The sequence below is a fragment of the Sphingopyxis sp. 2PD genome (assembly GCF_005503695.1).
Taxonomy (GTDB): Bacteria; Pseudomonadota; Alphaproteobacteria; order Sphingomonadales; family Sphingomonadaceae; genus Sphingopyxis.
On record NZ_SCMU01000003.1, the window covers coordinates 173,219 to 195,170 of the forward strand.

General features: G+C 65.5%; 24 protein-coding genes. 13 read left to right on the forward strand and 11 right to left on the reverse strand.

Translation table 11 applies throughout. From position 1 onward, the window contains the following. Positions 1-14: 14 nt before the first annotated feature. From FFS18_RS04440 to phoB, 6 genes are all read left to right on the forward strand, one after another. A complete protein-coding gene (locus FFS18_RS04440) occupies positions 15-1,076 on the forward strand; it encodes a substrate-binding domain-containing protein (protein ID WP_137869922.1) in 1,062 nt (353 codons plus the stop codon). 226 nt (positions 1,077-1,302) lie between these two features. Continuing rightward, positions 1,303-2,679 (forward strand): phosphate ABC transporter permease subunit PstC, encoded by a 1,377-nt coding sequence (pstC, locus tag FFS18_RS04445; protein ID WP_137869923.1) that lies wholly within the window; start codon positions 1,303-1,305, stop codon positions 2,677-2,679. Then, positions 2,672-3,928, forward strand: coding sequence for a phosphate ABC transporter permease PstA (gene pstA / locus FFS18_RS04450; protein ID WP_137869924.1), 1,257 nt, complete (start codon positions 2,672-2,674; stop codon positions 3,926-3,928). Before pstC ends, pstA begins: the two co-directional genes overlap by 8 nt. A 5-nt stretch (positions 3,929-3,933) precedes the next feature. Next, a complete protein-coding gene (gene pstB / locus FFS18_RS04455) occupies positions 3,934-4,716 on the forward strand; it encodes a phosphate ABC transporter ATP-binding protein PstB (RefSeq protein WP_120216011.1) in 783 nt (260 codons plus the stop codon). 25 nt (positions 4,717-4,741) lie between these two features. After that, a complete protein-coding gene (phoU, locus tag FFS18_RS04460; protein WP_137869925.1) occupies positions 4,742-5,461 on the forward strand; it encodes a phosphate signaling complex protein PhoU in 720 nt (239 codons plus the stop codon). Continuing rightward, a complete protein-coding gene (phoB, locus tag FFS18_RS04465; protein ID WP_137869926.1) occupies positions 5,461-6,159 on the forward strand; it encodes a phosphate regulon transcriptional regulator PhoB in 699 nt (232 codons plus the stop codon). The genes phoU and phoB overlap by 1 nt, the downstream gene beginning before the upstream one ends. A gap of 178 nt (positions 6,160-6,337) precedes the next feature. Here phoB and FFS18_RS04470 read toward each other — a convergent pair whose 3' ends face one another. Beyond that, entirely contained in the window at positions 6,338-7,693 is a 1,356-nt protein-coding gene (locus FFS18_RS04470) for an OprO/OprP family phosphate-selective porin (protein WP_137869927.1), read from the reverse strand. A gap of 199 nt (positions 7,694-7,892) precedes the next feature. Between FFS18_RS04470 and FFS18_RS04475 the strand changes: the two genes are divergently transcribed. Continuing rightward, entirely contained in the window at positions 7,893-8,795 is a 903-nt protein-coding gene (locus tag FFS18_RS04475; RefSeq protein ID WP_137869928.1) for an SDR family oxidoreductase, read from the forward strand. A 238-nt stretch (positions 8,796-9,033) separates the two neighbouring features. Continuing rightward, positions 9,034-10,107, forward strand: a complete 1,074-nt coding sequence (locus tag FFS18_RS04480) for a hypothetical protein (protein WP_137869929.1) — start codon at positions 9,034-9,036, stop codon at positions 10,105-10,107. Here FFS18_RS04480 and FFS18_RS04485 read toward each other — a convergent pair. The 7 genes from FFS18_RS04485 to eno form a co-directional block, all read right to left on the reverse strand. Next, positions 10,085-10,432 carry a DUF2794 domain-containing protein gene (locus tag FFS18_RS04485; protein WP_137869930.1) on the reverse strand — a complete coding sequence of 116 codons (348 nt, stop codon included), beginning with the start codon at positions 10,430-10,432 and terminating at the stop codon, positions 10,085-10,087. The genes FFS18_RS04480 and FFS18_RS04485 overlap by 23 nt on opposite strands. Continuing rightward, positions 10,432-11,142 (reverse strand): serine O-acetyltransferase EpsC, encoded by a 711-nt coding sequence (gene epsC, locus FFS18_RS04490; RefSeq protein ID WP_137869931.1) that lies wholly within the window; start codon positions 11,140-11,142, stop codon positions 10,432-10,434. The genes FFS18_RS04485 and epsC overlap by 1 nt, the downstream gene beginning before the upstream one ends. Before the next feature lie 84 nt (positions 11,143-11,226). Next, on the reverse strand, positions 11,227-11,865 hold the full coding sequence (locus tag FFS18_RS04495; RefSeq protein WP_137869932.1) for a hypothetical protein: 639 nt from the start codon (positions 11,863-11,865) through the stop codon (positions 11,227-11,229). Positions 11,866-11,980: 115 nt separating this feature from the next. Then, positions 11,981-13,372, reverse strand: a complete 1,392-nt coding sequence (locus FFS18_RS04500; RefSeq protein WP_137869933.1) for a pyruvate dehydrogenase complex E1 component subunit beta — start codon at positions 13,370-13,372, stop codon at positions 11,981-11,983. Between the two features lies 1 nt (position 13,373). Further along, complete coding sequence (gene pdhA, locus FFS18_RS04505; protein ID WP_137869934.1) at positions 13,374-14,444, reverse strand: pyruvate dehydrogenase (acetyl-transferring) E1 component subunit alpha; 1,071 nt, start codon at positions 14,442-14,444, stop codon at positions 13,374-13,376. A 155-nt stretch (positions 14,445-14,599) separates the two neighbouring features. Then, positions 14,600-14,923 (reverse strand): FtsB family cell division protein, encoded by a 324-nt coding sequence (locus tag FFS18_RS04510; RefSeq protein WP_120215999.1) that lies wholly within the window; start codon positions 14,921-14,923, stop codon positions 14,600-14,602. Between the two features lie 104 nt (positions 14,924-15,027). Beyond that, positions 15,028-16,302, reverse strand: a complete 1,275-nt coding sequence (eno, locus tag FFS18_RS04515) for a phosphopyruvate hydratase (RefSeq protein WP_137869935.1) — start codon at positions 16,300-16,302, stop codon at positions 15,028-15,030. Positions 16,303-16,505: 203 nt separating this feature from the next. On the opposite strand from eno, the gene FFS18_RS04520 reads away from it, so the two are divergent. From FFS18_RS04520 to FFS18_RS04540, 5 genes are all read left to right on the forward strand, one after another. Then, a complete protein-coding gene (locus FFS18_RS04520) occupies positions 16,506-17,051 on the forward strand; it encodes a hypothetical protein (protein ID WP_137869936.1) in 546 nt (181 codons plus the stop codon). Positions 17,052-17,058: 7 nt separating this feature from the next. Further along, complete coding sequence (locus FFS18_RS04525) at positions 17,059-17,523, forward strand: phage holin family protein (RefSeq protein ID WP_137869937.1); 465 nt, start codon at positions 17,059-17,061, stop codon at positions 17,521-17,523. Further along, a complete protein-coding gene (locus tag FFS18_RS04530) occupies positions 17,507-17,917 on the forward strand; it encodes a DUF3618 domain-containing protein (protein ID WP_137869938.1) in 411 nt (136 codons plus the stop codon). The genes FFS18_RS04525 and FFS18_RS04530 overlap by 17 nt, the downstream gene beginning before the upstream one ends. Beyond that, entirely contained in the window at positions 17,901-18,266 is a 366-nt protein-coding gene (locus FFS18_RS04535) for a hypothetical protein (RefSeq protein WP_137869939.1), read from the forward strand. The genes FFS18_RS04530 and FFS18_RS04535 overlap by 17 nt, the downstream gene beginning before the upstream one ends. An 81-nt stretch (positions 18,267-18,347) precedes the next feature. Next, on the forward strand, positions 18,348-18,563 hold the full coding sequence (locus FFS18_RS04540; protein WP_120215994.1) for a DUF4170 domain-containing protein: 216 nt from the start codon (positions 18,348-18,350) through the stop codon (positions 18,561-18,563). Positions 18,564-18,691: 128 nt separating this feature from the next. On the opposite strand, the gene FFS18_RS04545 is transcribed toward FFS18_RS04540, so the two are convergent. The 3 genes from FFS18_RS04545 to FFS18_RS04555 all read right to left on the reverse strand — a co-directional run bounded on the left by FFS18_RS04545 (position 18,692) and on the right by FFS18_RS04555 (position 21,883). Continuing rightward, entirely contained in the window at positions 18,692-18,970 is a 279-nt protein-coding gene (locus tag FFS18_RS04545) for an ETC complex I subunit (RefSeq protein WP_120215993.1), read from the reverse strand. Positions 18,971-19,040: 70 nt separating this feature from the next. Further along, positions 19,041-21,503 carry an ATP-dependent helicase HrpB gene (gene hrpB / locus FFS18_RS04550; protein WP_137869940.1) on the reverse strand — a complete coding sequence of 821 codons (2,463 nt, stop codon included), beginning with the start codon at positions 21,501-21,503 and terminating at the stop codon, positions 19,041-19,043. Then, positions 21,503-21,883: a DUF1801 domain-containing protein gene (locus tag FFS18_RS04555; RefSeq protein WP_249340293.1), complete on the reverse strand. Its 381-nt coding sequence runs from the start codon at positions 21,881-21,883 to the stop codon at positions 21,503-21,505. Before FFS18_RS04555 ends, hrpB begins: the two co-directional genes overlap by 1 nt. Positions 21,884-21,952 lie beyond the last annotated feature (69 nt).

The window sequence follows — 21,952 nt, forward strand, 5'->3', positions numbered from 1 at the left end:
CAACAGGATTTTCCATGGCTCAGAAATTCGCGCCCCGCACCCTTGGCGTCGTTGGTGCCGCCGTGTGCGCGCTGGCGCTTTCCGCCTGTCAGGATCAGGCTTCGTCGGGTGGCGGCGCGCGCGATTATATCAGCGCGGTCGGTTCGTCGACGGTCTATCCCTTTGCCACCGCGGTCGGCGAAAAATTCGCCGAAGCGACGGGCAACAAGACGCCGAAGATCGACAGCACCGGCACCGGCGGCGGCTTTGAACGCTTTTGTTCGGGCGTCGGCGGCGACACCCCCGACATCGCCAACGCATCGCGCCGGATCAAGAAGAAGGAATTCGACACCTGCGTCGCCAACGGCGTCAAGGACATCGTCGAAGTCCAGATCGGCATCGACGGCATCGCGCTGGGCGAAGCGACGCGCGGCCCTGGCTTCAAGCTGACCGAAGAAGATGTGTATAAGGCGCTGGCCGCGAACCCCTATGGCAAGCCGAACACCGCCAAGACGTGGAAAGCGGTCAACCCGGCGCTGCCCGCGGTCGCCATTTCGGTGTTCGGCCCGCCGTCGACCAGCGGTACCTATGACGCGTTCAAGGAGCTGATCCTGGGCCGCGGTTGCGACGCCAACCCCGAAATGAAGGCGCTGAAGGACAGCGACAAGGACAAGCATGAAGCGGTGTGCACGACGCTGCGCGGTGCACCCTATTATGTCGAGCAGGGCGAGAATGATAACCTCATCATCTCGAAGCTCGACAAGAACCCGACCAGCCTGGGCATCTTTGGCTTTTCGTATCTCGATGCGAACAAGGACAAGATCAAGGCCGTCCCGGTGCAGGGCGTCGCCCCGACCTACGCGGCGATCGCCGACGGCAGCTATCCGGGTTCGCGCCCCCTGTTCATCTATATCAAGAAGGCGCATGTCGGCGTCGTCCCCGGGCTGGCCGAGTTTGTCGCCGAGTTCCTGAAGGGCGCGGGCGACGGCGGTTATCTGAACGCCAAGGGGCTGATCGTGTCGCCGAAGCCGATCGCGGATGCCGCGAAGGCGAACGGCACGAACATGACCGCGCTCAACGGTGCCGAGCTGAAGTAGGTTTCCCCCCCGGTGGCCGGATGGGGCTTGCCCGGTCCGGCCACCGCTTTTTTGGACGTCACCAAATTGCCATGCTCGCTGAGCAAAGGCTGTTGCAAATTCACCGTAGCCCTGAGCTTGTCGAAGGGCGCCTCGCAGGAAAGCGCCTGATCGGCAGGCGCCCTTCGACAGGCTCAGGGCTACGGTTTTTTGGCGCACCCGCGGCGCACCGCAAGATGAGGACCAAGTGACCTTTAACGCCGCCGCCCTGTTACTCCTGATCGCGGGCCTCGCGCTGATCGGCTGGATTGCCGGTCGGCAGCGGTCGAACCTGCTCGCGGGACGCGCCGGGACCAAGCTGCATTCGCGGCCGCAATATCATGGCTGGTATGTCGCGCTGTGGCTGTTTGCCCCCGCGGCGCTGTTCCTGGCGGTGTGGTCGTCGGTGTCGCCGGGACTGATCACCAACGAGGTGCTGGCGAGCGAGGCGGCCGAGAGCCTGCCCGCCTTTGGTTTCGAGCGCGGGGCGATCCTGTCCGATGCGCGCAGCGTCGCGCAGGGCAAGCAGGACGCGGTACGGCTGCCCGCCGCGGCGCCGCTGGTCGAACCCTATGCGGCGGCGGCGCACAAATATGCGTGGATCGGCATCGCGGCGATGCTGGCGCTGGCGCTGGCGGGCGGACTGTACGCCTTCACCCGCATCAAGCCCGATTTCCGGGCGCGGACACGGGTCGAGCGGATCGTCATGGCGGTGCTGCTGCTCGCGTCGCTCGTCGCGATCCTGACGACGTTCGGGATCGTGCTGTCGCTCCTGTTCGAATCGATCCGCTTCTTTCAGCTGGTGTCGCCGATGGAGCTGTTGTTCGGGACCAACTGGGCGCCGCAGAGCGGGGCGCCGGTCGACGATACGTTCGGCGGCATCCCCTTGTTCTGGGGCACGGTGCTCATCGGCGCGATCATTGCGATGATCGTCGCGATCCCGATCGGGATGATGACCGCGGTGTACCTGACCCAATATGCCGCGCCGGTGGTGCGCCGCTGGGTGAAGCCGATCCTGGAGATTCTGGCCGGGGTGCCGACCGTCGTATATGGCTATTTCGCCGCGCTGACCGTGGCGCCTGCCTTGCGCGAATTTGCGGTGATGCTGGGCATTCCCAACGCCTCGACCGAAAGCGCGCTCGCGGCGGGGATCGTGATGGGGGTGATGATCATCCCGTTCGTGTCGTCGATGGCCGACGACAGCATCAATGCGGTGCCGCAGGCGATGCGCGACGGGTCGCTGGCGCTCGGCGCGACGCCGAACGAGACGATCCGCCAGGTGCTGATCCCCGCCGCGCTGCCCGGGGTGATGGGCGGCATCTTGCTCGCGGTCAGCCGCGCGATCGGCGAGACGATGATCGTCGTGATGGCCGCCGGCCTGTCGGCGAACATGACCGCCAACCCCTTTGCCAGCGTCACCACGGTGACCGCGCAGATCGTCAAGCTGCTGACCGGCGACCAGGAATTCGACAGCGCCAAGACGCTCGCCGCCTTTGCGCTGGGGCTGGTGCTGTTCATCGTCACCCTGCTGCTCAACATCGCCGCGCTGCGGATCGTGAAGAAGTATCGCGAAGCTTATGAATAGGGACACCACACCGACCGACTGGAAGGCCGCGGCGATGCAGAAGCGCATCGCGGGGCGCTATGCCGCCGAACGCCGGTTCAAGCTTATCGGCCTGGGCGCGGTGCTGCTGTCGGGCGCATTCCTGGCGTTCCTGCTGTTCGTGATGGTCGGCAACGGCGCGCGCGGCTTTACCTATACCAATGTCGCGGTGCCGATCGATTTCAAGGCGATGCCGCTGACCGTCGACAAGGCGCGGCTGGATGATGCCGACGCCGATCAGGTGATCGCGAGCGCCGGGCTGGCCGACATCGTCGCCTTTGCGGCGGCAGAGGCGCTGGGCGACGGTGGGTCTGAGCTGATTTCGGAGAACGCCTGGAAAGAGGTGCGCACCGCGATCAAGGACGACCCGGCGCTGCTGGACGGCGAGACGGTGTTCGAACTGCCCGCGGCGAGTGCGGTCGATATCATGGCGAAGGAAGGCGCGCGCGGCGAGCTCGGCGCCAAGGTCGATGCGCTGGAACGCGAGGGGAAGCTGTCGACGGGCATCCACTGGCCCTTCTTCCGCAACGCCGACGCCACCGATCCCGCGGTGGCGGGGATCTGGGGCGCGCTCAAGGGATCGGTGCTGACGATCTTCATCGCCTTCCTGATCGCTTTCCCGACCGGGGTGCTCGCGGCGCTGTATCTCGAAGAATATGCGCCAAAGAACCGCTGGACCGACCTGATCGAGGTGTCGATCAACAACCTCGCCGCAGTGCCGTCGATCATCTTCGGCCTGCTCGCGCTCGCGGTGTTCATCAACTGGTTCGGGCTGTGTCAGGCGAGCCCGCTGGTCGGCGGGCTGACCTTGGCGCTGATGACGATGCCGGTGATCGTGATCGCCAGCCGCAACGCGATCAAATCGGTGCCGCCGTCGATCCGCGACGCGGCGCTGGGCGTGGGCGCCAGTCCGGTGCAGGTGGTGTTCCACCACGTCCTGCCGCTCGCCCTCCCCGGCATTTTGACCGGCACGATCATCGGCATGGCGCGCGCGCTGGGCGAAACCGCGCCGCTGCTCCTCGTCGGGATGCGCGCCTTTATCGGCGACGTGCCGGGCGGCATCTGCTCGCCGTCGACCGTGCTGCCGATGCAGATCTTCCTCTGGTCGGACGAAGTCGACCGGGGCTTTGTCGAGAAAACCTCCGCCGCGATCATCGTGCTGCTTATCGTGCTGCTGTCGATGAACGCCTTTGCGATCTATCTTCGCAACAAATTCGAAAAACGCTGGTGACCTGAATGACCCAAGACGATCTCATCATCGCCGACCCCAAGATGCGGGCGCAGGGCGTCAACGTCTTTTATGGCGACAAGCAGGCGATCAACGACGTGTCGATCGACGTCGGGACCGACCTGGTCACCGCCTTCATCGGCCCGTCGGGCTGCGGCAAGTCGACCTTCCTGCGCTCGCTCAACCGGATGAACGACACGGTTGCCAGCGCCAAGGTGACCGGACGCATCGAACTCGACGGCGAGGATATCTACGCGCCGTCGATGGACGTCGTGCAGCTGCGCGCGCGCGTTGGCATGGTGTTCCAGAAGCCCAACCCCTTCCCCAAGTCGATTTACGACAATGTCGGTTACGGCCCGCGCATCCACGGGCTCGCGCCGTCCAAGGCCGACCTCGACGTGATCGTCGAGCGCGCGCTGGTCCGCGCCGGGCTGTGGGACGAGGTCAAGGACCGCCTGCTCGAAAGCGGCACCGCGCTGTCGGGCGGCCAGCAGCAGCGCCTGTGCATCGCACGCGCGATCGCGGTCGACCCCGAAGTCATCCTGATGGACGAGCCCTGCTCGGCGCTCGACCCGATCGCTACGGCGAAGATCGAGGAGCTGATCCACGAACTGCGCGGCAAATATGCGATCGTGATCGTCACCCACAATATGCAGCAGGCGGCCCGCGTATCGCAGCGCACCGCCTTTTTCCACCTCGGGACGCTGGTCGAATATGGCAAGACCACCGACATCTTCACCAACCCGAAGCAGGAACGCACCAAGGACTATATCACCGGCCGCTACGGCTGATCCGCAGCGCAACAGGACAAGATTGATGGCACTTACGAACGATCATACGGTCAAAGCCTTCGACGAAGACCTCAACCGCCTGCGCGGTTTGATCAGCGAGATGGGCGGCCGCGCCGAACAGGCGCTGCTACAGGCGATGACCGCGCTGAAACAGGGCGATTTCGACCTCGCGGCGCAGGTGGTGCGCGACGACAAGAAGATCGACGCGCTGGAAAGCGAAGTCGAACAGCTCGCGGTTCAGACCATCGCGCTACGCGCGCCGATGGCCGACGACCTGCGCGAAATGATCGCGGCCCTGAAGATCGTGTCGGTGGTCGAACGCATCGGCGACTATGCCAAGAACATCGCCAAGCGCGTCGCGCTGATGGATCAGACGCGGTCGATCGAGGCGATCCCGCTCTTGATGTCGATGTCGTCGATCGTTGCCGAACTGATCCACGACGCACTCGACAGCTTTGCCGCGCGCGACGCCGAACTCGCGGTGCGGGTCACGGTGCGCGACAAGAATGTCGACGATTTCTACAACAGCATCTTTCGCACACTCGTCACCTTCATGATGGAAAATCCGAAATATATCTCGGAAAGCGCGCACCTGCTGTTCGTCGCCAAGAACCTGGAGCGGATGGGCGACCATGCGACCAACATCGCCGAGATGGTCTATTATGTCGTGACCGGCGAGCATATGGAGGAGCGCGAGCGCGGCGAACAGCCCGAAGATGGCGCCGCGGAGCAGGAGCAAGGCTGATGCCGCAGCCCGACCTGCTGCTGATCGAGGATGACGAGGCAATCGCCGAGCTCATCGTCTGGCATTTCGCACGCGAGGGTTTTTCGGTCCGCCAAACGCCCGACGGCGAGCAGGCGCTGGTGCTGGTCGAGGAGCGCGTCCCCGACATCGTCCTGCTCGACTGGATGATCGAAAGCCTGCCCGGTATCGAAGTGTGCCGCCGCCTCCGCCGCAACCCGAAATCGGCGAATGTGCCGATCATCATGCTGACCGCGCGCGGCGAGGAAGAGGATCGCATCCGCGGGCTGGAAACCGGCGCCGACGATTATGTGACCAAGCCGTTCAGCCCGCGCGAACTGGTCGCGCGCGTCTCGGCGGTCCTCCGCCGCCTGCGCCCGGCGCTCGCCGGCGAGCTGCTGACCTATGCCGACATCGAGCTCGATTCGGTCGCGCACAAGGTGATCCGCAATGGTCAGACGGTGAATATGGGGCCGACCGAATTCCGCCTGCTCCGCCATTTCATGGAGCATCCGGGCCGCGTCTTTTCACGCGGACAGTTGCTCGACAGCGTGTGGGGCCAGGACAGCGATATCGAACTGCGCACCGTCGACGTGCATATCCGGCGGCTGCGCAAGGCGATCAACCTGCCGGGGACGAGCGACATCATCCGCACGGTGCGGTCGGCGGGTTATGCACTGGATGCGGGGAAAAGTAGCTAACATTGGCTCGCGACGGGTGCGGCCGTCCTTGGATCGTCATCCTGAACTTGTTTCAGGATCCATGGTCTGCTGTTTCCTTCCGCGCAGCGCCAAATTCGAGGTCAGGCCATGGATGCTGAAACAAGTTCAGCATGACGAGGTTGAAGGACCGCTCCCCACCCCAGAGCAGACATCCCGATCAAAAATCGACCTGCGTCCGCAATCCAAACGTATCCGCCGTATAGCTGCGATCCCCCGTCGCCGTCGCCACCCGCGCATTGTCGATCCACAGCTTGCCGTAGTTGGCGGTGATGCGGATATATTCGATCGGCGCCCACACCAGCCCGATCAGCGCCGCCTGTTGCCGCCCGCCGACGATCGAGCCGTCATTGAGATCCAGATGGTCGTAGCGCGCGTTGATTTCGATTGCGCCGATACCGCCCGCGGTGATCGGCTTCGACGGTTTCAACCGGTCGAACGCACCATCCTTATACCCGCGCGCGTCGCCGGGAGTCAGCACCATGCCAACCTCGGCATAGCCGCCAAAGAAGGTCGGGTCGGCGGCGCCGCGGCGCTTCAGCGTCTGCCAAAAGGCTTCGCCTGCCGCGTGGAACGGCCCCGCGATCACCGCGCCCTCCAGCCCCAGCCCGCGCTCGCTGGCGACGTCGAGCAGGCCGGTGTCGACCAGGCGAACATCGGTGGTGTGGACGAACGGCCGCGCGCGATAGCGGACGGTCGCGGCAGGGTCGTTCGGGTCGCGCCAATGGCCCGATGCGGCGAGATGCAGCTGGGCATCGCCGAGTTTCGGCATGAACACCGCGCGCCCGTCGATGCCGAAGCTGTGGTTGCTGTCGGTGAGGTCAGCGGCATTGTCACCGAACACCCCGCCCTGCAGCAGCAGCGCCTTGCCCTTATATTGTGCGGACAGCCCGACGCGGCGCTCGAACCCGAACGCCTGGACGAAAGCGGCGCGTTCCATGAAGCTGGTGAACAGGTCGCTCGTCATGTCGTCGAGCCCCCAGAAGGGTTTGACCTGCCCTGCTGTCACCGTCAGCGGGCCAGTACCATAGCTCATATAGACGTCGGTCAGCTCGACCTCGCCATTCGCGATGTCGGCTTCGACGCGGTAGGCAAAACCGCCCGGGATCTTGCCATCGACGCCGAGATAGACGCGGCGAAACTCGGTCGCGGTACCGCCGCGCATCCCGGTCACCCCGGCGGGGGTATCGACCCCGGCGAGATCGAGCTGGACGCGGCCGCGCGGCTTGAAGCTCCAGCCATCGGCGGTCTTGATTTCGGGCGCGCCCTTCCAACTGATCTCGGTCGCAGGTTTGGCGGTGACCGACGGCGGGATGGGTGTCGGCGCCGGGGCGGGCGTCGGCGCTGCGGTGGCCGCGTCAAGCCGCGTTTCCAGCATCTGCACCTGTGCCTTCAGCGCCGCCAGTTCGGCGCGCAGCTGTGCCGCTTCCTCAGCCGTCATCGCCTGCGCCCGCGCGGCGGTAGGCAGGCAAAACATCGACGTCGCCAACAGGGTGGCGGTCAGAGCGTGGCGCATTCGGGATTTGCTCCGTTGGAGAAGGTGACAAACTGATGGCGCTGTTATGACGAGTAGATGACAGCTGCACGTCAATATCGTGACATTTTTGTTTCATCGGACGCTTTTCGCTCACCTCTTGCCAGCGACACGCGAACGGCTAAGGACGTGTCAGTTCTTTCGGGCAACCTTTTGCGGCGGCCCCATCCGGGAGATTATCATGACGATCAAATTTGACGGACGCGTTGCCATTGTTACCGGCGCGGGCGGCGGGCTGGGCCGCGCCTATGCGCTCGAACTCGCGCGGCGCGGCGCCAAGGTCGTGGTCAACGACCTGGGTGGAGCGCGCGACGGCACCGGCCATTCGGACGCCGCGCTGCAGGTCGTCGAGGAAATTCGCGCTGCGGGCGGCACCGCGATGTCGAACGGCGGCAGTGTCACCGAATATGACCAGATGGTCGAAATGGTCGCCAAGGCGAAGGAAGAATGGGGCGGCGTCCATGTCCTGATCAACAACGCCGGGATCCTCCGCGACAAGAGCTTTGCCAAGATGGAACCCGCCGATTTCGACCTGGTGCTGAAGGTGCACGTCAGCGGCAGCGCCAATGTCACCAAGGCGTGCTGGGACCTGATGCGCGAACAGGCCTATGGCCGCATCCTGATGACCGCCTCCTCGACCGGCCTGTACGGGAATTTCGGCCAGGCCAATTATGGTGCGGCGAAGCTGGGCCTCGCAGGGCTGACCAAGACGCTCCACCTCGAAGGCGCCAAGTACAACATCCGCTGCAACACGATCGCGCCGGTAGCGGGCACGCGGATGACCGAAGACATCTTCCCCGCCGAACTGTTCGAAAAATTCACGCCGGAGAATGTTGTGCCTGCCGCGCTCTACCTCGTCAGCGAGGACGCGCCGACCAACATGATCGTCGGGGCGGGTGCGGGCGCGTTCCACGCCGCTTATGTCACCATGACCCCCGGCGTCGCGCTCCCCGAAGGCGAGCGCACGCCCGAAGGCGTTGCCGCGGCGTGGGAGAAGATCATCGACCGCAGCGGCGAGATCGTGCCGCAGTCGGGTAGCGAACAGTCGATGAATGTGATGAAGGCGTTGATGGCGCTGGGGTGAGCCTCGGTTGATCCTCCCTGTGGCCGAAGGCCATGGGGAGGTGGCAGCGCGAAGCGCTGACGGAGGGGCAATGACACGACCGTCGCGGCCCCTCCACCATTCGCTTCGCGAACGGTCCCCTTCTCCATGGCTTTGCCACAGGGAGGATTATCGCAGCGCCACACTGTATTGACACAGCAACACGCCGCTGCCATAAAGCCAGCGGGGCAAGGGGATCGGTCTAACAAGGACGACCCCGATGTATAGTGAAAGCGACCTGCAAGCTGCGGTCGATGCGAAAGTTTTGACGCCGGAGGCCGCTGCGGCGTTCCGGGCGCATATCGCGTCGGCGCGTTCGGCCCCCGCGGCGGATGAAGAATCCTTCCGCCTCATCACCGGTTTCAACGATATTTTCGTCAGCATCGCGGCGGTGATCCTGCTCGTCGCGGTCGCGTGGATCGGCCAGTCGATTCACACCGCGCTCGGCGGTGCCTTTGTCGCGCTGTCGGCATGGTTCCTCGCCGAATATTTCACCCGCAAACGCCGTATGGCGCTGCCCAGCATCGTGCTGGTGCTCGCATTCTCCGGCGGCGTGTTCGCGACCATGGTCGGCTTTCTGTTCGAACATGGCGAAGCGATTTTCGGCAACCATCTGGGCGACACCATGGGCGCGATCCTGTTCGGATCGATGGCGCTGGTGACCGCGGCGGCGACCTGGGCGCATTGGAAGCGCTTCATGGTGCCGATCACGGTTGCGGCCGGCACTGCCGCGCTGGCGGGGACCGCGGTGGCGCTGGTGCTGTCGATCACCGGCATGCCCGAACGGCCTGACGCGCTGGTGATGTCGCTGGTGCTGACCGCCGGGATCGGCGTGTTCGCGCTCGCCATGTGGTGGGACCGCAGCGACCGGGTGCGCCAGACGCGGCGCAGCGACGTCGCCTTCTGGCTCCACCTGCTCGCCGCGCCGATGATCGCGCATCCGATCTTCCACCTGCTCGGCGTGACCGAGGGTAATAATATCGGCAGCGGCGCCGCGGTGATGGTCGTCGCCATCTATGTGCTGTTCGGGCTGATCGCGCTGGCGATCGACCGCCGCGCCTTGCTGGTGTCCGCCCTCGCTTATGTGCTGTTCGCGCTGACCCAGCTGTTCCGCGAATTCGGTGCGGTCGAACTCAACGTCGCGCTGACCGCGTTCGTGATCGGTTCGGCGCTGTTGCTGCTGTCGGCCTTCTGGCAAAATGCCCGGGCGGTCGTGGTCGGGATGCTGCCCGACAATCTGGCGAACCAGCTGCCAGCGACGACGCGGACCGTCAGTCCCCTACCAGCTTCATAAGCTTGCGTTCGACGGGGGCGAGCACATTGGCGAGCTCGTCCCCGCGCTTCAAAATCGCCCCGGCTTCGGAGACCAAGGCCCACATGCCTTGCCTGCTCCGCAAGGCGGGGCGTTTTTCGATACGATATTCGGGACGCTCGGCGGCGCGGCGAAAGGCCGAGAAGATCGCGGCGTCGCGGTGGAAATCCATCGCATAGTCGCGCCAATGCCCCGCCGCGACCATGCGGCCGTAAAGGTCGAGGATGCGCATCAGTTCGGGGCGTTCAAAACCGGTCTGCTGCGGGATGGCCCTGTTTGCGAACGGCAGGGGCGTCACCGTTCCCATCAGGCGCTTTTCCGGCTCCCCTTGCGCCGCGGCGCCTCTTCTTCGGCCACCGCGTCGCGTTCGGCGATCAGCGCCGCGAGCTGTTTCTGCATCTGCTCCAGCTGGCATTGCAGCAACTCGACCTTTTGCGTCGCGGGATCGAACGTCTCGTTGCATGTGCCGTAAGGCACGAACTCGCGGGCATATTCGGCGGCGTCGACCAGGGTCGAGCGTGCGGGTATGCCGACCATCACCGCACCCTCGGGCACGTCCTTGGTCACCACCGCATTGGCGCCGACGCGCGCGCGCGGGTTGACGGTGATCGGGCCGAGGATCTGCGCCCCCGACCCGACGATGACATCGTCAGCCAAGGTCGGATGGCGCTTGCCCGCAATGCCATTGGCGGGATCGGTGCCGCCCAGCGTCACGCATTGATAGATGGTGACATTGTCGCCGATCTCAGCGGTTTCCCCAATCACGGTAAAGCCATGGTCGATGAACAGGTGGCGACCGATCTTGGCGCCCGGATGGATATCGATCGCGGTCATCCAGCGCGACAGGTGATTGACGAAGCGCGCGAGGAAAAACAGCCGCGCCTCGAACAGCCAGTGCGCGATGCGGTGCATGCCCACCGCAACGAGTCCCGGGTAGAGAAGAATTTCCCAACGCGACCGCGGCGCCGGATCGCGCGCCTTGATCGAATCGAGATAGGCGATCAGCCCGTTGAACATCCTTATGTCCCCTGCGACCCTATTCTGTACCGGACAAGATAGATGTTCGTCCGGCGCATTTCCACCCCCGACGCATTTTTATCGTCAGCGGCCGATCAGGCCAAGCCGCAGCAGCAGCAATCCCTCGCTTCGCCAGCGCCGTTCGCCGTCGTTTCCGGCAATGGCGCCGGCCCAGCGGTCGAGCATCAGCAGCGCGCGGTTTGCTGCAAAAATGCTACGCGGCGGCGGCGCACAATCGCGCGCGGCGGCGAGCAACTCGCGTGCTTCCTCCGCCCCCGCCTGAACGCTGGCGCCCCACAGCAGTCCCCACCGCCGACCGCCATCGGCATCGCCGCCCGACAGCGCAAAAAGACGTGCGCCGAATTCGGCGGCGGCGGTGTGACGGTCGGCGACATCCTCGGCGAGCAGCATCGCCTCGGCGGCATCGACGAGCGTATCGAGCCCGCCCTGCCTGGCCCATGTCGCGGTGAGCGCCGCGAGCAACGGTTCGCCCTTGGGCAAGCTGTCGGGATCGCGCGCCAGCATCGCCGCCATGTCGCGCCACCAAGCGAGCTTGATCTGGCCGATCAGTGGTTCGCGCGCGCCGATAAGCAGATTGGTCAGGCGCTCCGCGAAGTCCCAAAGCGCCGCCATCGCCGCACGCCTTTCGCGCGGCACCGCGACCATGACGCGCGGGTCGCGGATGTCGGGGTACAATGGCATTTCTGGTTCGGCGTCATCCATCGTCGGCGCGCTATCACCGGAGCGTCGTCATTGCGAGCGAAGCGACGCAATCCAGAGCGGGTTTACGCTACTCTGGATCGCTTCGTCACTTCGCTCCTCGCAATGACGAGGGAGATCAAGCGCGATTGCGAACCGCCTTCACGGCTTTCACCACCCGCGGCACATCAACCAGCGCCGCCTTCTCCAAGTTCGCGGCATAGGGCAGCGGTACGTCCTCGTTACACACGCGCATCACCGGCGCGTCGAGATCGTCAAAGCCTTGCTCCATCGCGACCATCGCAAGTTCGCTGGCGATCGAACAGGTCGGCCAGCCTTCCTCGACGACGACGAGATGGTTGGTCTTTTTGAGGCTCGCGAGCACGGTCGCGGTATCCAGTGGGCGCAAGGTGCGCAGGTCGATGACCTCGGCGTCGATGCCCTCGCCCGCCAGCTGGTCAGCCGCCTCGAGCGCGAGCCCGACGCCGATCGAATAGCTGACGATGGTGACGTCGCTGCCCGGACGCATGATCCGCGCCTGGCCGATCGGCAGGACATGGTCGTCGAGATCGGGAACGTCGAAGCTGCGGCCGTACAGCAGTTCGTTTTCCAGGAATACGACCGGATCCTCGCTACGGATCGCCGCCTTGAGCAGCCCCTTGGCGTCGGCGGCGTCATAGGGCGAGATCACGATCAGCCCGGGGACGCTGGCGTACCAGGGGGCGAAATTCTGGCTGTGCTGCGCGCCGACGCGCGACGCGGCGCCGTTGGGACCGCGGAACACGATCGGACAGCGCATCTGGCCGCCCGACATATAGTTGGTCTTCGCCGCCGAGTTGATGATGTGGTCGATCGCCTGCATCGCGAAGTTGAAGGTCATGAATTCGATGACCGGCTTCAGCCCGCCCATCGCCGCGCCCGCACCGAGGCCGGCAAAGCCATATTCGGTGATCGGCGTGTCGATGACGCGGCGCGCGCCAAATTCGTCGAGCAGCCCCTGCGTGACCTTGTACGCACCCTGATATTCGGCGACTTCCTCGCCCATCACGAACACCCGGTCGTCGGCGCGCATTTCCTCGGCCATCGCATCGCGCAGCGCCTCGCGGACGGTCAGGCGGATCATCGCGGTGCCTTCGGGAATGGCGGGGTCAGCGACCGCGGCTTTCGCCTTCACGGCGAGTTGTTCGGTGCCGCTTTCGGCGTTCTTGGGCGTTTCTTCTTTGGGTGTATCGGCCTTCGGCGCTTCGGCAGCGGGCGCAGGCGCGGGCGCCGGTGTCGCCGCTTCCTCCCCCTCACCCGTAATCGTCGCGATCACAGTGCCGACCTTCACATTGTCGGTGCCCTCGGCAATCAGGATCTGGCCGATCGTGCCTTCGTCGATCGCTTCAAATTCCATCGTCGCCTTGTCGGTTTCGATCTCGGCCAGGATGTCGCCCGATTTGACCGTGTCGCCTTCCTTGACGAGCCATTTGGCGAGCGTGCCTTCTTCCATCGTCGGCGACAGCGCCGGCATCTTCAATTCGATGGCCATCTCAATATTGCTCCACCAGCACGTCGCTATACAGGTCGGGAAGTTCGGGTTCGGGCGCGCTTTCGGCAAAGTCGGCCGATTCCGCCACGATCGCCCGGATTTCCTTGTCGATATCCTTGAACTTCTCTTCGGTGATGCCCGCGTCGAGCATGACTTTCTTCAGATGTTCGAGCGCGTCGGACTTGTCGCGCACCGCCTGTACTTCCTCGCGGCTGCGATATTTGGCGGGGTCGGACATCGAATGGCCACGGTAGCGATAGGTTTTGAGCTCCATCAGCACCGGCCCCTTGCCCGCGCGCACCCATTCGAGCGCGGCTTCGGCGGCGCCGCGCACCGCGAGCACGTCCATGCCGTCGACCTGCATGCCGGGGATGCGGAAGCTTTCGCCGCGGCGATAGAGCTGATCCTCGGCCGACGAGCGATTGACCGATGTACCCATCGCATATTGGTTATTCTCGATCACGAAGATGATCGGCAGCTTCCACAGCTCGGCCATGTTGAAGCTTTCGTACACCTGCCCCTGGTTCGACGCGCCGTCGCCGAAATAGGACATCGCGACCCCGCCGTCGTCGCGGTACTTGTGCGCAAAGGCAAGGCCGGTGCCGAGCGACACCTGCGCGCCGACGATGCCGTGGCCGCCATAAAATTTATGCTCGACGCTGAACATATGCATCGACCCGCCCTTGCCGCGCGAGATACCCGCGGCGCGGCCGGTGAGTTCGGCCATGATGACCTTGGGGTCGATGCCATAAGCGAGCATATGGCCATGGTCGCGGTACCCGGTGATCACGCTGTCCTTGTCGCCGTCGAGCGCCGACTGCAGGCCCACGGCAACGGCTTCCTGACCGATATACAGATGACAGAAACCGCCGATCAGCCCGAGCCCGTACAGCTGCCCCGCCTTTTCCTCGAAGCGCCGGATCAGCAGCATCTCGCGATAGAATTTCTCCAGTTCCGCCGGGGTGGCGTCATAGGGAACGGGATCACGCGGCCCTTCGCGATTGGTCACGGGCGACGGGGTCGAGGCAGTCTTTTTCGACGCGGCGGATGCGCGCGCGGGAGCTTTGGCCAAGGCGGGTTCCTTTGCAGTTAGCCGTTACGGCAAGGCTCCCTATAGGAGCGGCAAAGTGGGTTTGGCAACGCCCGGTTGGCGGCAAAGACGGTGCGATTACGAATGCAGCATTATCCCGTCATTGCGCGCGCAGCGAAGCAATGACGGGCGGCGGCTTACTTCGCCGCAGGCTCCATCGGAATGATATATTCATCCTGATGATAGGCGCCCAGCTTTTCGCGCACATATTCCTCGGCCAGATCAGGATCGACGCTGCGCCGGTCAAGCAGATTGACCCGGTTCTGAAGCTCGCTTTCCTTCTTCGCGAGCTCGCTCAGCACAACGCGCTTCTTTTCGACCGACTGGCTGTAGTCGCCCCAGGCGTAGAGCCCGGTTGGGCCGAAAATGATGTAGCCGATCATCGCCAGCACCGCGATCACCGCGACCGCGGGACCGACGGCCCGGTTCATCGATTTGCGGAGTTTGTGGCGCTGCGTCATCGCCGTCCCTTGAATCAGAGTTGATTCATGGCGTCAAGGCGTCCGGTCACATATTATCGTCATCCCGGCGAAGGCCGGGATGACGAATAAGGTGCAGTCTTGGCTTAGGCGAAAATCGCCGCCCCCGGATAGCGCGCCATGTCGCCCAGTTCTTCCTCGATGCGGATCAGCTGGTTGTATTTCGCCAGCCGGTCCGAGCGCGCGAGGCTGCCGGTTTTGATCTGGCCGCAGTTGGTCGCGACCGCGAGATCGGCGATCGTCGAGTCTTCGGTCTCGCCCGAGCGGTGCGACATCACCGCGGTGTAGCGCGCGCGGTGCGCCATATCGACTGCATCGAGCGTTTCCGAAAGCGTGCCGATCTGGTTGACCTTGACAAGCAGCGAGTTCGCAAGGCCGTCCTTGATCCCCTGTTCGAGACGCGCGGGGTTGGTGACGAACAGGTCGTCGCCGACCAGCTGGCATTTGTCGCCGATCAGGTCGGTGAGCGCCTTCCAGCCCACGAAATCATCTTCGCTCATCCCGTCCTCGATCGACTTGATCGGGTAGTCGTTCACCAGCGCGGCGAGATATTCGGCCATCTGGTCGGGGCTGAGCGACAGGCCTTCACCGCTAATTTCATATTTGCCGTTCTTGAAGAATTCGGTTGCGGCGCAATCGAGTGCGAGCACGACATCGCTGCCGAGCTTGAAGCCCGCCTGATCGACCGACGCGGCGATGAAGTCGAGCGCGGCGCGGGTCGAGGCGAGGTTCGGGGCGAAGCCGCCCTCGTCGCCGACCGCGGTCGCGAGACCTTTTGCCGACAGGCCTTTCTTCAGCGTATGGAAAATCTCGCTCCCCCAGCGCACCGCTTCGGCGATGCTGCCGGCGCCGACGGGCATGATCATGAATTCCTGCACGTCGATCGGATTGTCGGCATGTTCGCCGCCGTTGATGATGTTCATCATTGGCACCGGCAGGGTGCGCGCCGACACGCCGCCAACATAGCGATAAAGCGGCAGCCCGCGTGCGTCGGCCGCAGCCTTGGCGGCGGCGAGGCTGACGCCAAGGATCGCGTTGGCGCCGAGGCGGCTCTTGTTCGCGGTGCCGTCGAGGTCAATCATCGCCTGGTCGAGTTCGCGCTGATCCTCGGCATCGAGGCCGATCAGGGCGTCGGCGATGTCGCCGTTCACAGCCGCGACCGCCTTGATCACGCCCTTGCCAAGGTAGCGCGCCTTGTCGCCATCGCGCAGCTCGACGGCTTCGTGTGCGCCCGTGGAAGCGCCCGAGGGGACCGCGGCGCGGCCGAAGCTGCCATCCTCCAGCAGCACATCGACTTCGACGGTGGGATTGCCGCGGCTGTCGAGGATTTCGCGGCCGTGGATGTCGATGATGGCGGTCATGGATATTGTCCTGCTGAAAGCCCTGGCGGCAGGGCGGTAGGGAAAGGCGCCCGCCTGTTATCGGCGCGGCGCGGAAATCGCAATAATGCATAGGAATTTTGCGCGCCTATGGAACCATTCGGCGTGCCTTGCTATATATTCAGACAGGACCAAAGGGATGTTCGCCGTTGCGGCGCCCGACATAAGAAGAAGAGGACAACGCCATGGCCAAAGCCGCTACTCCCGCGACCAAGAAAGTTGCCGCTCCGCGTCCCAAAGCGCCTGCCAAGGCTGCCGCGACCAAGGCTGCGCCGGCGCGCAAGCCCGCTGCCGCGAAGGCCGCAAAAGACCACCCGATCCGCGACCAGATCGCCGCAACCCGCGACACCATCAAGACCGAGGCATCGAAAAAGGCCGCATCGCTGAAGGATGAAGCCAACGCCCTGAAGAAGCAGGCGTCGGTGAAGGCGCGCGACGCCGCGACCAAGGGCAAGGACAAGGCCGCCGAAGCCGTTGGCAGCCTCGCCAAGCTGCTCGAAGACAGCGCCGGCACGGTCGACAGCAAGTTCGGCAAGCAATATGGCGATTATGCGCGCTCGGCGGCTTCGACCGTTGCCGGTCTTGCGACCTCGCTCGACAAGAAGGATCTTGACGAGCTGGCCGCGTCCACCCGCGACATGGTCAAGAAGAACCCGGCGATTGCGGTCGGTGCGGCCACCGTGATCGGCTTCGTGCTGGCCCGGATGCTCAAGGGCGGCTCGAACGATTGATCGGCCGTTGCCATCCCCTGACCCGCACACCCCATCGACGCCCGACGCGCCCAGCTTTGACGGCATAAGCCACGGCTACGCGCCCAATGGCGCGCCGGTCGCGCCACCCCCGGTGCCGCTCGAACAGATTGTCGGGGACGTCGTCGACAATCTGTCGGCGACGGCGAAAGCCGAACTGGCGCTGATCGAGGCGCGGAGCGAGCTGGCGCTTTACGGCGCCAGCCGCGCGGCGATCTGGGGCGGCGTGGCCGCAACCGCGGCGGGCGTGGCGCTGCTGGCGCTGGCGTTCGGCGCGATATTGGTGTTGGCGCCGCGCGTCGGCCCGCTGCTGGCAACGCTGATCGTGGTCAGCGTGCTGCTGATCATCGCCGGCGGCGCGGCGTGGCGCGCGCACATCGGCTATGGCGACATCCGCACCGCGCTGCGGCGCGACCTGACCGGCGAAGGATTTGACGATGCCGCGGACGCGTAACCGCCTGATCGCTGCCGCGCGCCGCTCGATGCTGCAACGCGCCGAACTCTATCGCCGGCTCGACGTCGCCAAAGCGGCGTTCAAGCCGGGCGCCTTGGTCGATCGCGGCAAATATCGGGTGAACGCGAAGATCGACGACGCCGCGCACGCGGTGCGGCAGGAATTTCGCAAAAACCGACTGCCCATCGCACTCGCCGCGGTGGCGGGCGTGGCGTGGCTGCTGCGCGAACCGATCAAGGAACATGCGCCGCGGCTGACCCAGAAGATTCAGGATATGGCGAATGCGGTCGCCGATCGACTGCGCCCCGCCGATGAAACCCCCGCCGATCAGGCCAGCGCCGACGACGGCGACCATGACGCACCAGTGGAGAATGACGATGAAGCCGTTCAGTGAAACCGCCAGCGACGCCCGCGCAAAAGCGAGTGAACTTGCGGAGAAAACCGCCGAAAATGCCCGACTGACCGCCGAAGCGGCCAAGGCGCGGATCCAGGACAGCTATGGCCGCGCGCGCGCCGCGACCGGCGATTTCGCCGCCAAGGCGAGCGAGCAGGCTGGCGTCGCGCGCGAGGCCGCGAGCGAAGCCTATGAACGCGGCAAGGTGCAGGCCAAGCGTGCGAACAGCAAGCTCAAAGATGTCGCCGAAAAGCAGCCGCTGGCGCTCGTCGCCGGGGCGGTTGCGATCGGCGCGCTGCTCGGGTCGCTGCTCCCCAAGTCCGGCCCGTCGGATCGCAAGGACGATTGACCGGCTTGCCGTAGCGGCGCCGCGCTGTTAGGGGCCGCGCCTTCTCCCCTTCCCCAGCGCCAGCCCGCAAGGAAAGCAGCCATGAGCAAATTGCACCTCGTGTTCGGTGGACGCGTCAGCGATCCGCAGGGCACCGACTTCGTCGACCTCCACAACCTCGACGTCGTGGGCCTGTTCCCCGACTACAAGACCGCCGAAAAGGCGTGGCGCGCCGCGGCGCAGCGCACGGTCGACGATGCCGAAATGAAATATGTGGTGGTGCATCTGCACAAGTTGCTGCAGCCGGACAGCGAGTAAGCGTTAAGGCACCAATTAAACCCCGTTCGCCCTGAGCTTGTCGAAGGGCCGTTCTTTCGTTGCAACGTCAAAATAAGAACGGTGCTTCGACAAGCTCAGCACGAACGGGGTTTGTTTCCCACGTCGGCTTACCGAAAATTATCCGCGTAAGCCTGGATCTTGAGCGTCCGCACCGGCGGCGCAACAACCTCCGCGTCGATGCCATTGCGGTCCGCATAGGCGACCGCCTCTTCGCGGCTCGCAAAGGTCAGCCGGATCTGGCGCTGCGTATCGCCGCTCCCGGCCCAGCCCATCAGCGGATCGGGCTTGCGCGCTTCGGCGGGCGCAAATTCCAGCATCCAGCGCTCCGTCCCGGCACGCCCCGACTGCATCGCATTTTTCGGTTTCTGGAAGATGCGCGCTTTCATCGGGACAGTCCTGCGTTGGTTGGGTTGCCCGTGCCTTAGCGGCTTGGCGGGCCGACGAAAAGAGCCAACCTTATGCGCCGCCGCGCCGCGCCTGCGCCGCCTTGGTCAGCAGGGTCGGACGCGCGTTCGCGGGATCTTCGGGCCAGCTGTGCTTGGGATAGCGCCCACGCATCTCGCGCGCGACATCGTGCCAGCTGCCGTCCCAGAAACTGACCAGATCACGCGTCGTCTGGATCGGGCGGTGCGCGGGCGAGGTCAGGGCGAGGACCAGCGGCACCGGCGGATCGCCGATCGTCGGGTGCCGCGCCAGCCCGAACAATTCCTGCACCCGCACCGCGACCGTTGGCCCACCGTCGGCGCCATAATCAATCGAATGACGACTGCCGACCGGGGTAACATAATCGGCGGGCGCATGTTTTTCGAGCAGCTGCCGCGCCGACCAGTCGAGCAGTCCCATCAGCGCGTCGGCCAGCTTGCGGTCGCCGATGTCGCGCAGCCCGCGGCACTCGGCAAGCAGCGGCGGCAACCAGATGTCGAGGCTGTCGGCGAGCGCGCCGGTCGATAGCGTATCGATGCCCGCGAACGAGGCACGCTGGCGCAGCGCCTGCGCCAGCGGTCCCCAGCCGATCAGCCCGAGTCCCTTGTCGCGCACCGCCGACAGCCGCAGCGCAATGTCATGATCGACATTGTCGCTGCGCCCCGCCTGCCCGCTGGTCAGCGCGATCGCACCGAGCCGCCGTTCGCGGCGATGATCGACGCGGTCGCTGGCGGCGTCGTAGCTGCTCGCCGCATGCGCAACGACGCGATCGGAAAAGATCGCCTCAACCTCCGCCTGGTCGATCGGCGCTGCGGCGAGGATGCGGACCCCGGCGGCATGACCCTGCGCATCGGCGATCGCGAGCCACTCGCTGCCCGCCAGCGGTTCGACCGGATCGATGCGATAGGCGCGGCCGCCGACGCTGAGATATTCGCCGCGCTGCCCGGCGCGTTGCCGCGCGACGCGGTCAGGCCAAGCCGTCGCGATCCAGCCGCCGATCGAGCGCGATGGCACCGGGTCGGTCCCCGCCGCCAACTTCTCGCCGATACCTGCCAGCCGCCGCGCCAGCCGCACCGCGCCCTCGCTGCGGTCGCCGCGCTGGCCGCGCCAGCGCCCGAGCCGCGCCTCGACATCCACGCCGCGCCCGCCCAGCCCCGGCTCGGTAAGCAGCACCGCGAGCCGCCCCGCCAACGCGCCCTCGCCCGCGCGCGCCGCGTCGAGCAACATATGCGCCAGCGGCACCGGCAGCGGGATCGCGGCGAGCGCCTTGCCATGCGCGGTGATGCGGCCGTCGTCGCCCAGCGCCCCGATCGCCTGCAGCCGCGTCTTGGCCTCGGCAATCGCTGCGGGTGACGGCGGGTCGAGCCAGCCGAGTTGGCGCGGATCGATGATGCCCCAACTGGCACAATCGAGTACCACCGGCATCAGGTCATTTTCATGGATTTCGGGCGGATCGAACGGCGGCATGCCGGCCGTCGCCGCGGCTTCCCACAGGCGGTAGGCGACCCCCGGCCCCTGCCGTGCGGCGCGCCCGGCGCGCTGCGTCGCCGACGCCTGGCTGGCGCGTTCAGTGACCAGCCGCGCGATGCCCGCCGCCTTGTCGAAGCGCGGACGCCGCGACAGGCCCGCGTCGATGACGATCCGCACCCCGTCGATGGTCAAGCTGGTTTCGGCGATACTGGTCGCAAGGACCAGCTTGCGCCCGCCATCAGGATCGCGAACGAGCGCTTTCCGTTGGAGCGCCGGATCGATCTGGCCGTGCAGGCGGTGGACGACCAGCGGCAGGCCCGCCGTCTCGACCGCCACCGCGGCGCGTTCGATGTCGGCGGCGCCAGGCAGAAAGGCGAGCATATCGCCCTCCGCTTCGTCGGCCATCGCCTGGCGTACCGCGACCAGCACGCTCGCCTCCAATCGGTCCTCGGCGCGGCGGCCGATGTGGCGCAGCTCGAGCGGGAAAATCTTGCCCTCGCTCTTCACCACCGGCGCATTGCCGAGCAGCGCGCCGAACCGCGCGCCGTCGAGCGTCGCCGACATGGCGACCAGCCGCAAATCGTCACGCAGCCCCTGCTGCGCGTCGATCGCCAACGCGAGCGCAAAATCGCCGTCGAGGCTGCGCTCGTGGACTTCGTCGAACAGCACCGCCGACACGCCGGTCAGTTCGGGATCGGCAAGGATGCGGTTACGGAACAACCCCGGCGTCATCACCAGCAATCGCGTCGCTGCCGACTGCTTGCTGTCGAGCCGCGTCGCATAGCCCACCGTGCCCCCCACCGGCTCCCCCATTTCATCGGCAACGCGTTCGGCCGCCGCACGCGCGGCGAGGCGGCGCGGCGACAGGAGCCAGACCGCGCCTTTGCACCAGGGCTGGTCGAGCAGCGCCGGGGCGACGCGCGTCGTCTTGCCCGCCCCCGGCGGCGCAACGACGACGGCATTGGGTTTCAGGATCAGCGCCGCGAGAATATCGGGCAACACCTGATCGATCGGCAGCGCCTGCATCAGGTCCGCGCCGCCGGGTTGCCGAGTTCGATATTGAGGCGGTGAGCCTCGGCGGCGAGCGTCGCAACCTGGTCCGCGGTGACCCCGGTCGCTTCGGTCAGCACCAGATTGCCGAGCTCATATTTGCCGCTCGCCTTGATCCGCGGCTCGATGTCGCGCAGCCGCTTGCCGCGCCAGAAACCGAGCAGGACGCGGTGCTCCTCGGCGCGGATCAGGATGCACGGGCCGTTGGCCATGAACACCAGGTTGGTCCATTTGATCGTTTCTTCGAAGGACGCGGCGGAGCGGATCGCGGCGCGCATCATTTCGCAGCGTTCGCGCTGCCAGCCCGAGAGGGCGGCGATATAGGCATCGGGGGTTTCCGCTGCTGGACCCATCATCGGCATCGTCCGTTCCCCCGCAAAGCCCCTCCCCTTCAGGGGGGGGGGTTGGGGTGGGGGCCGTCGGCC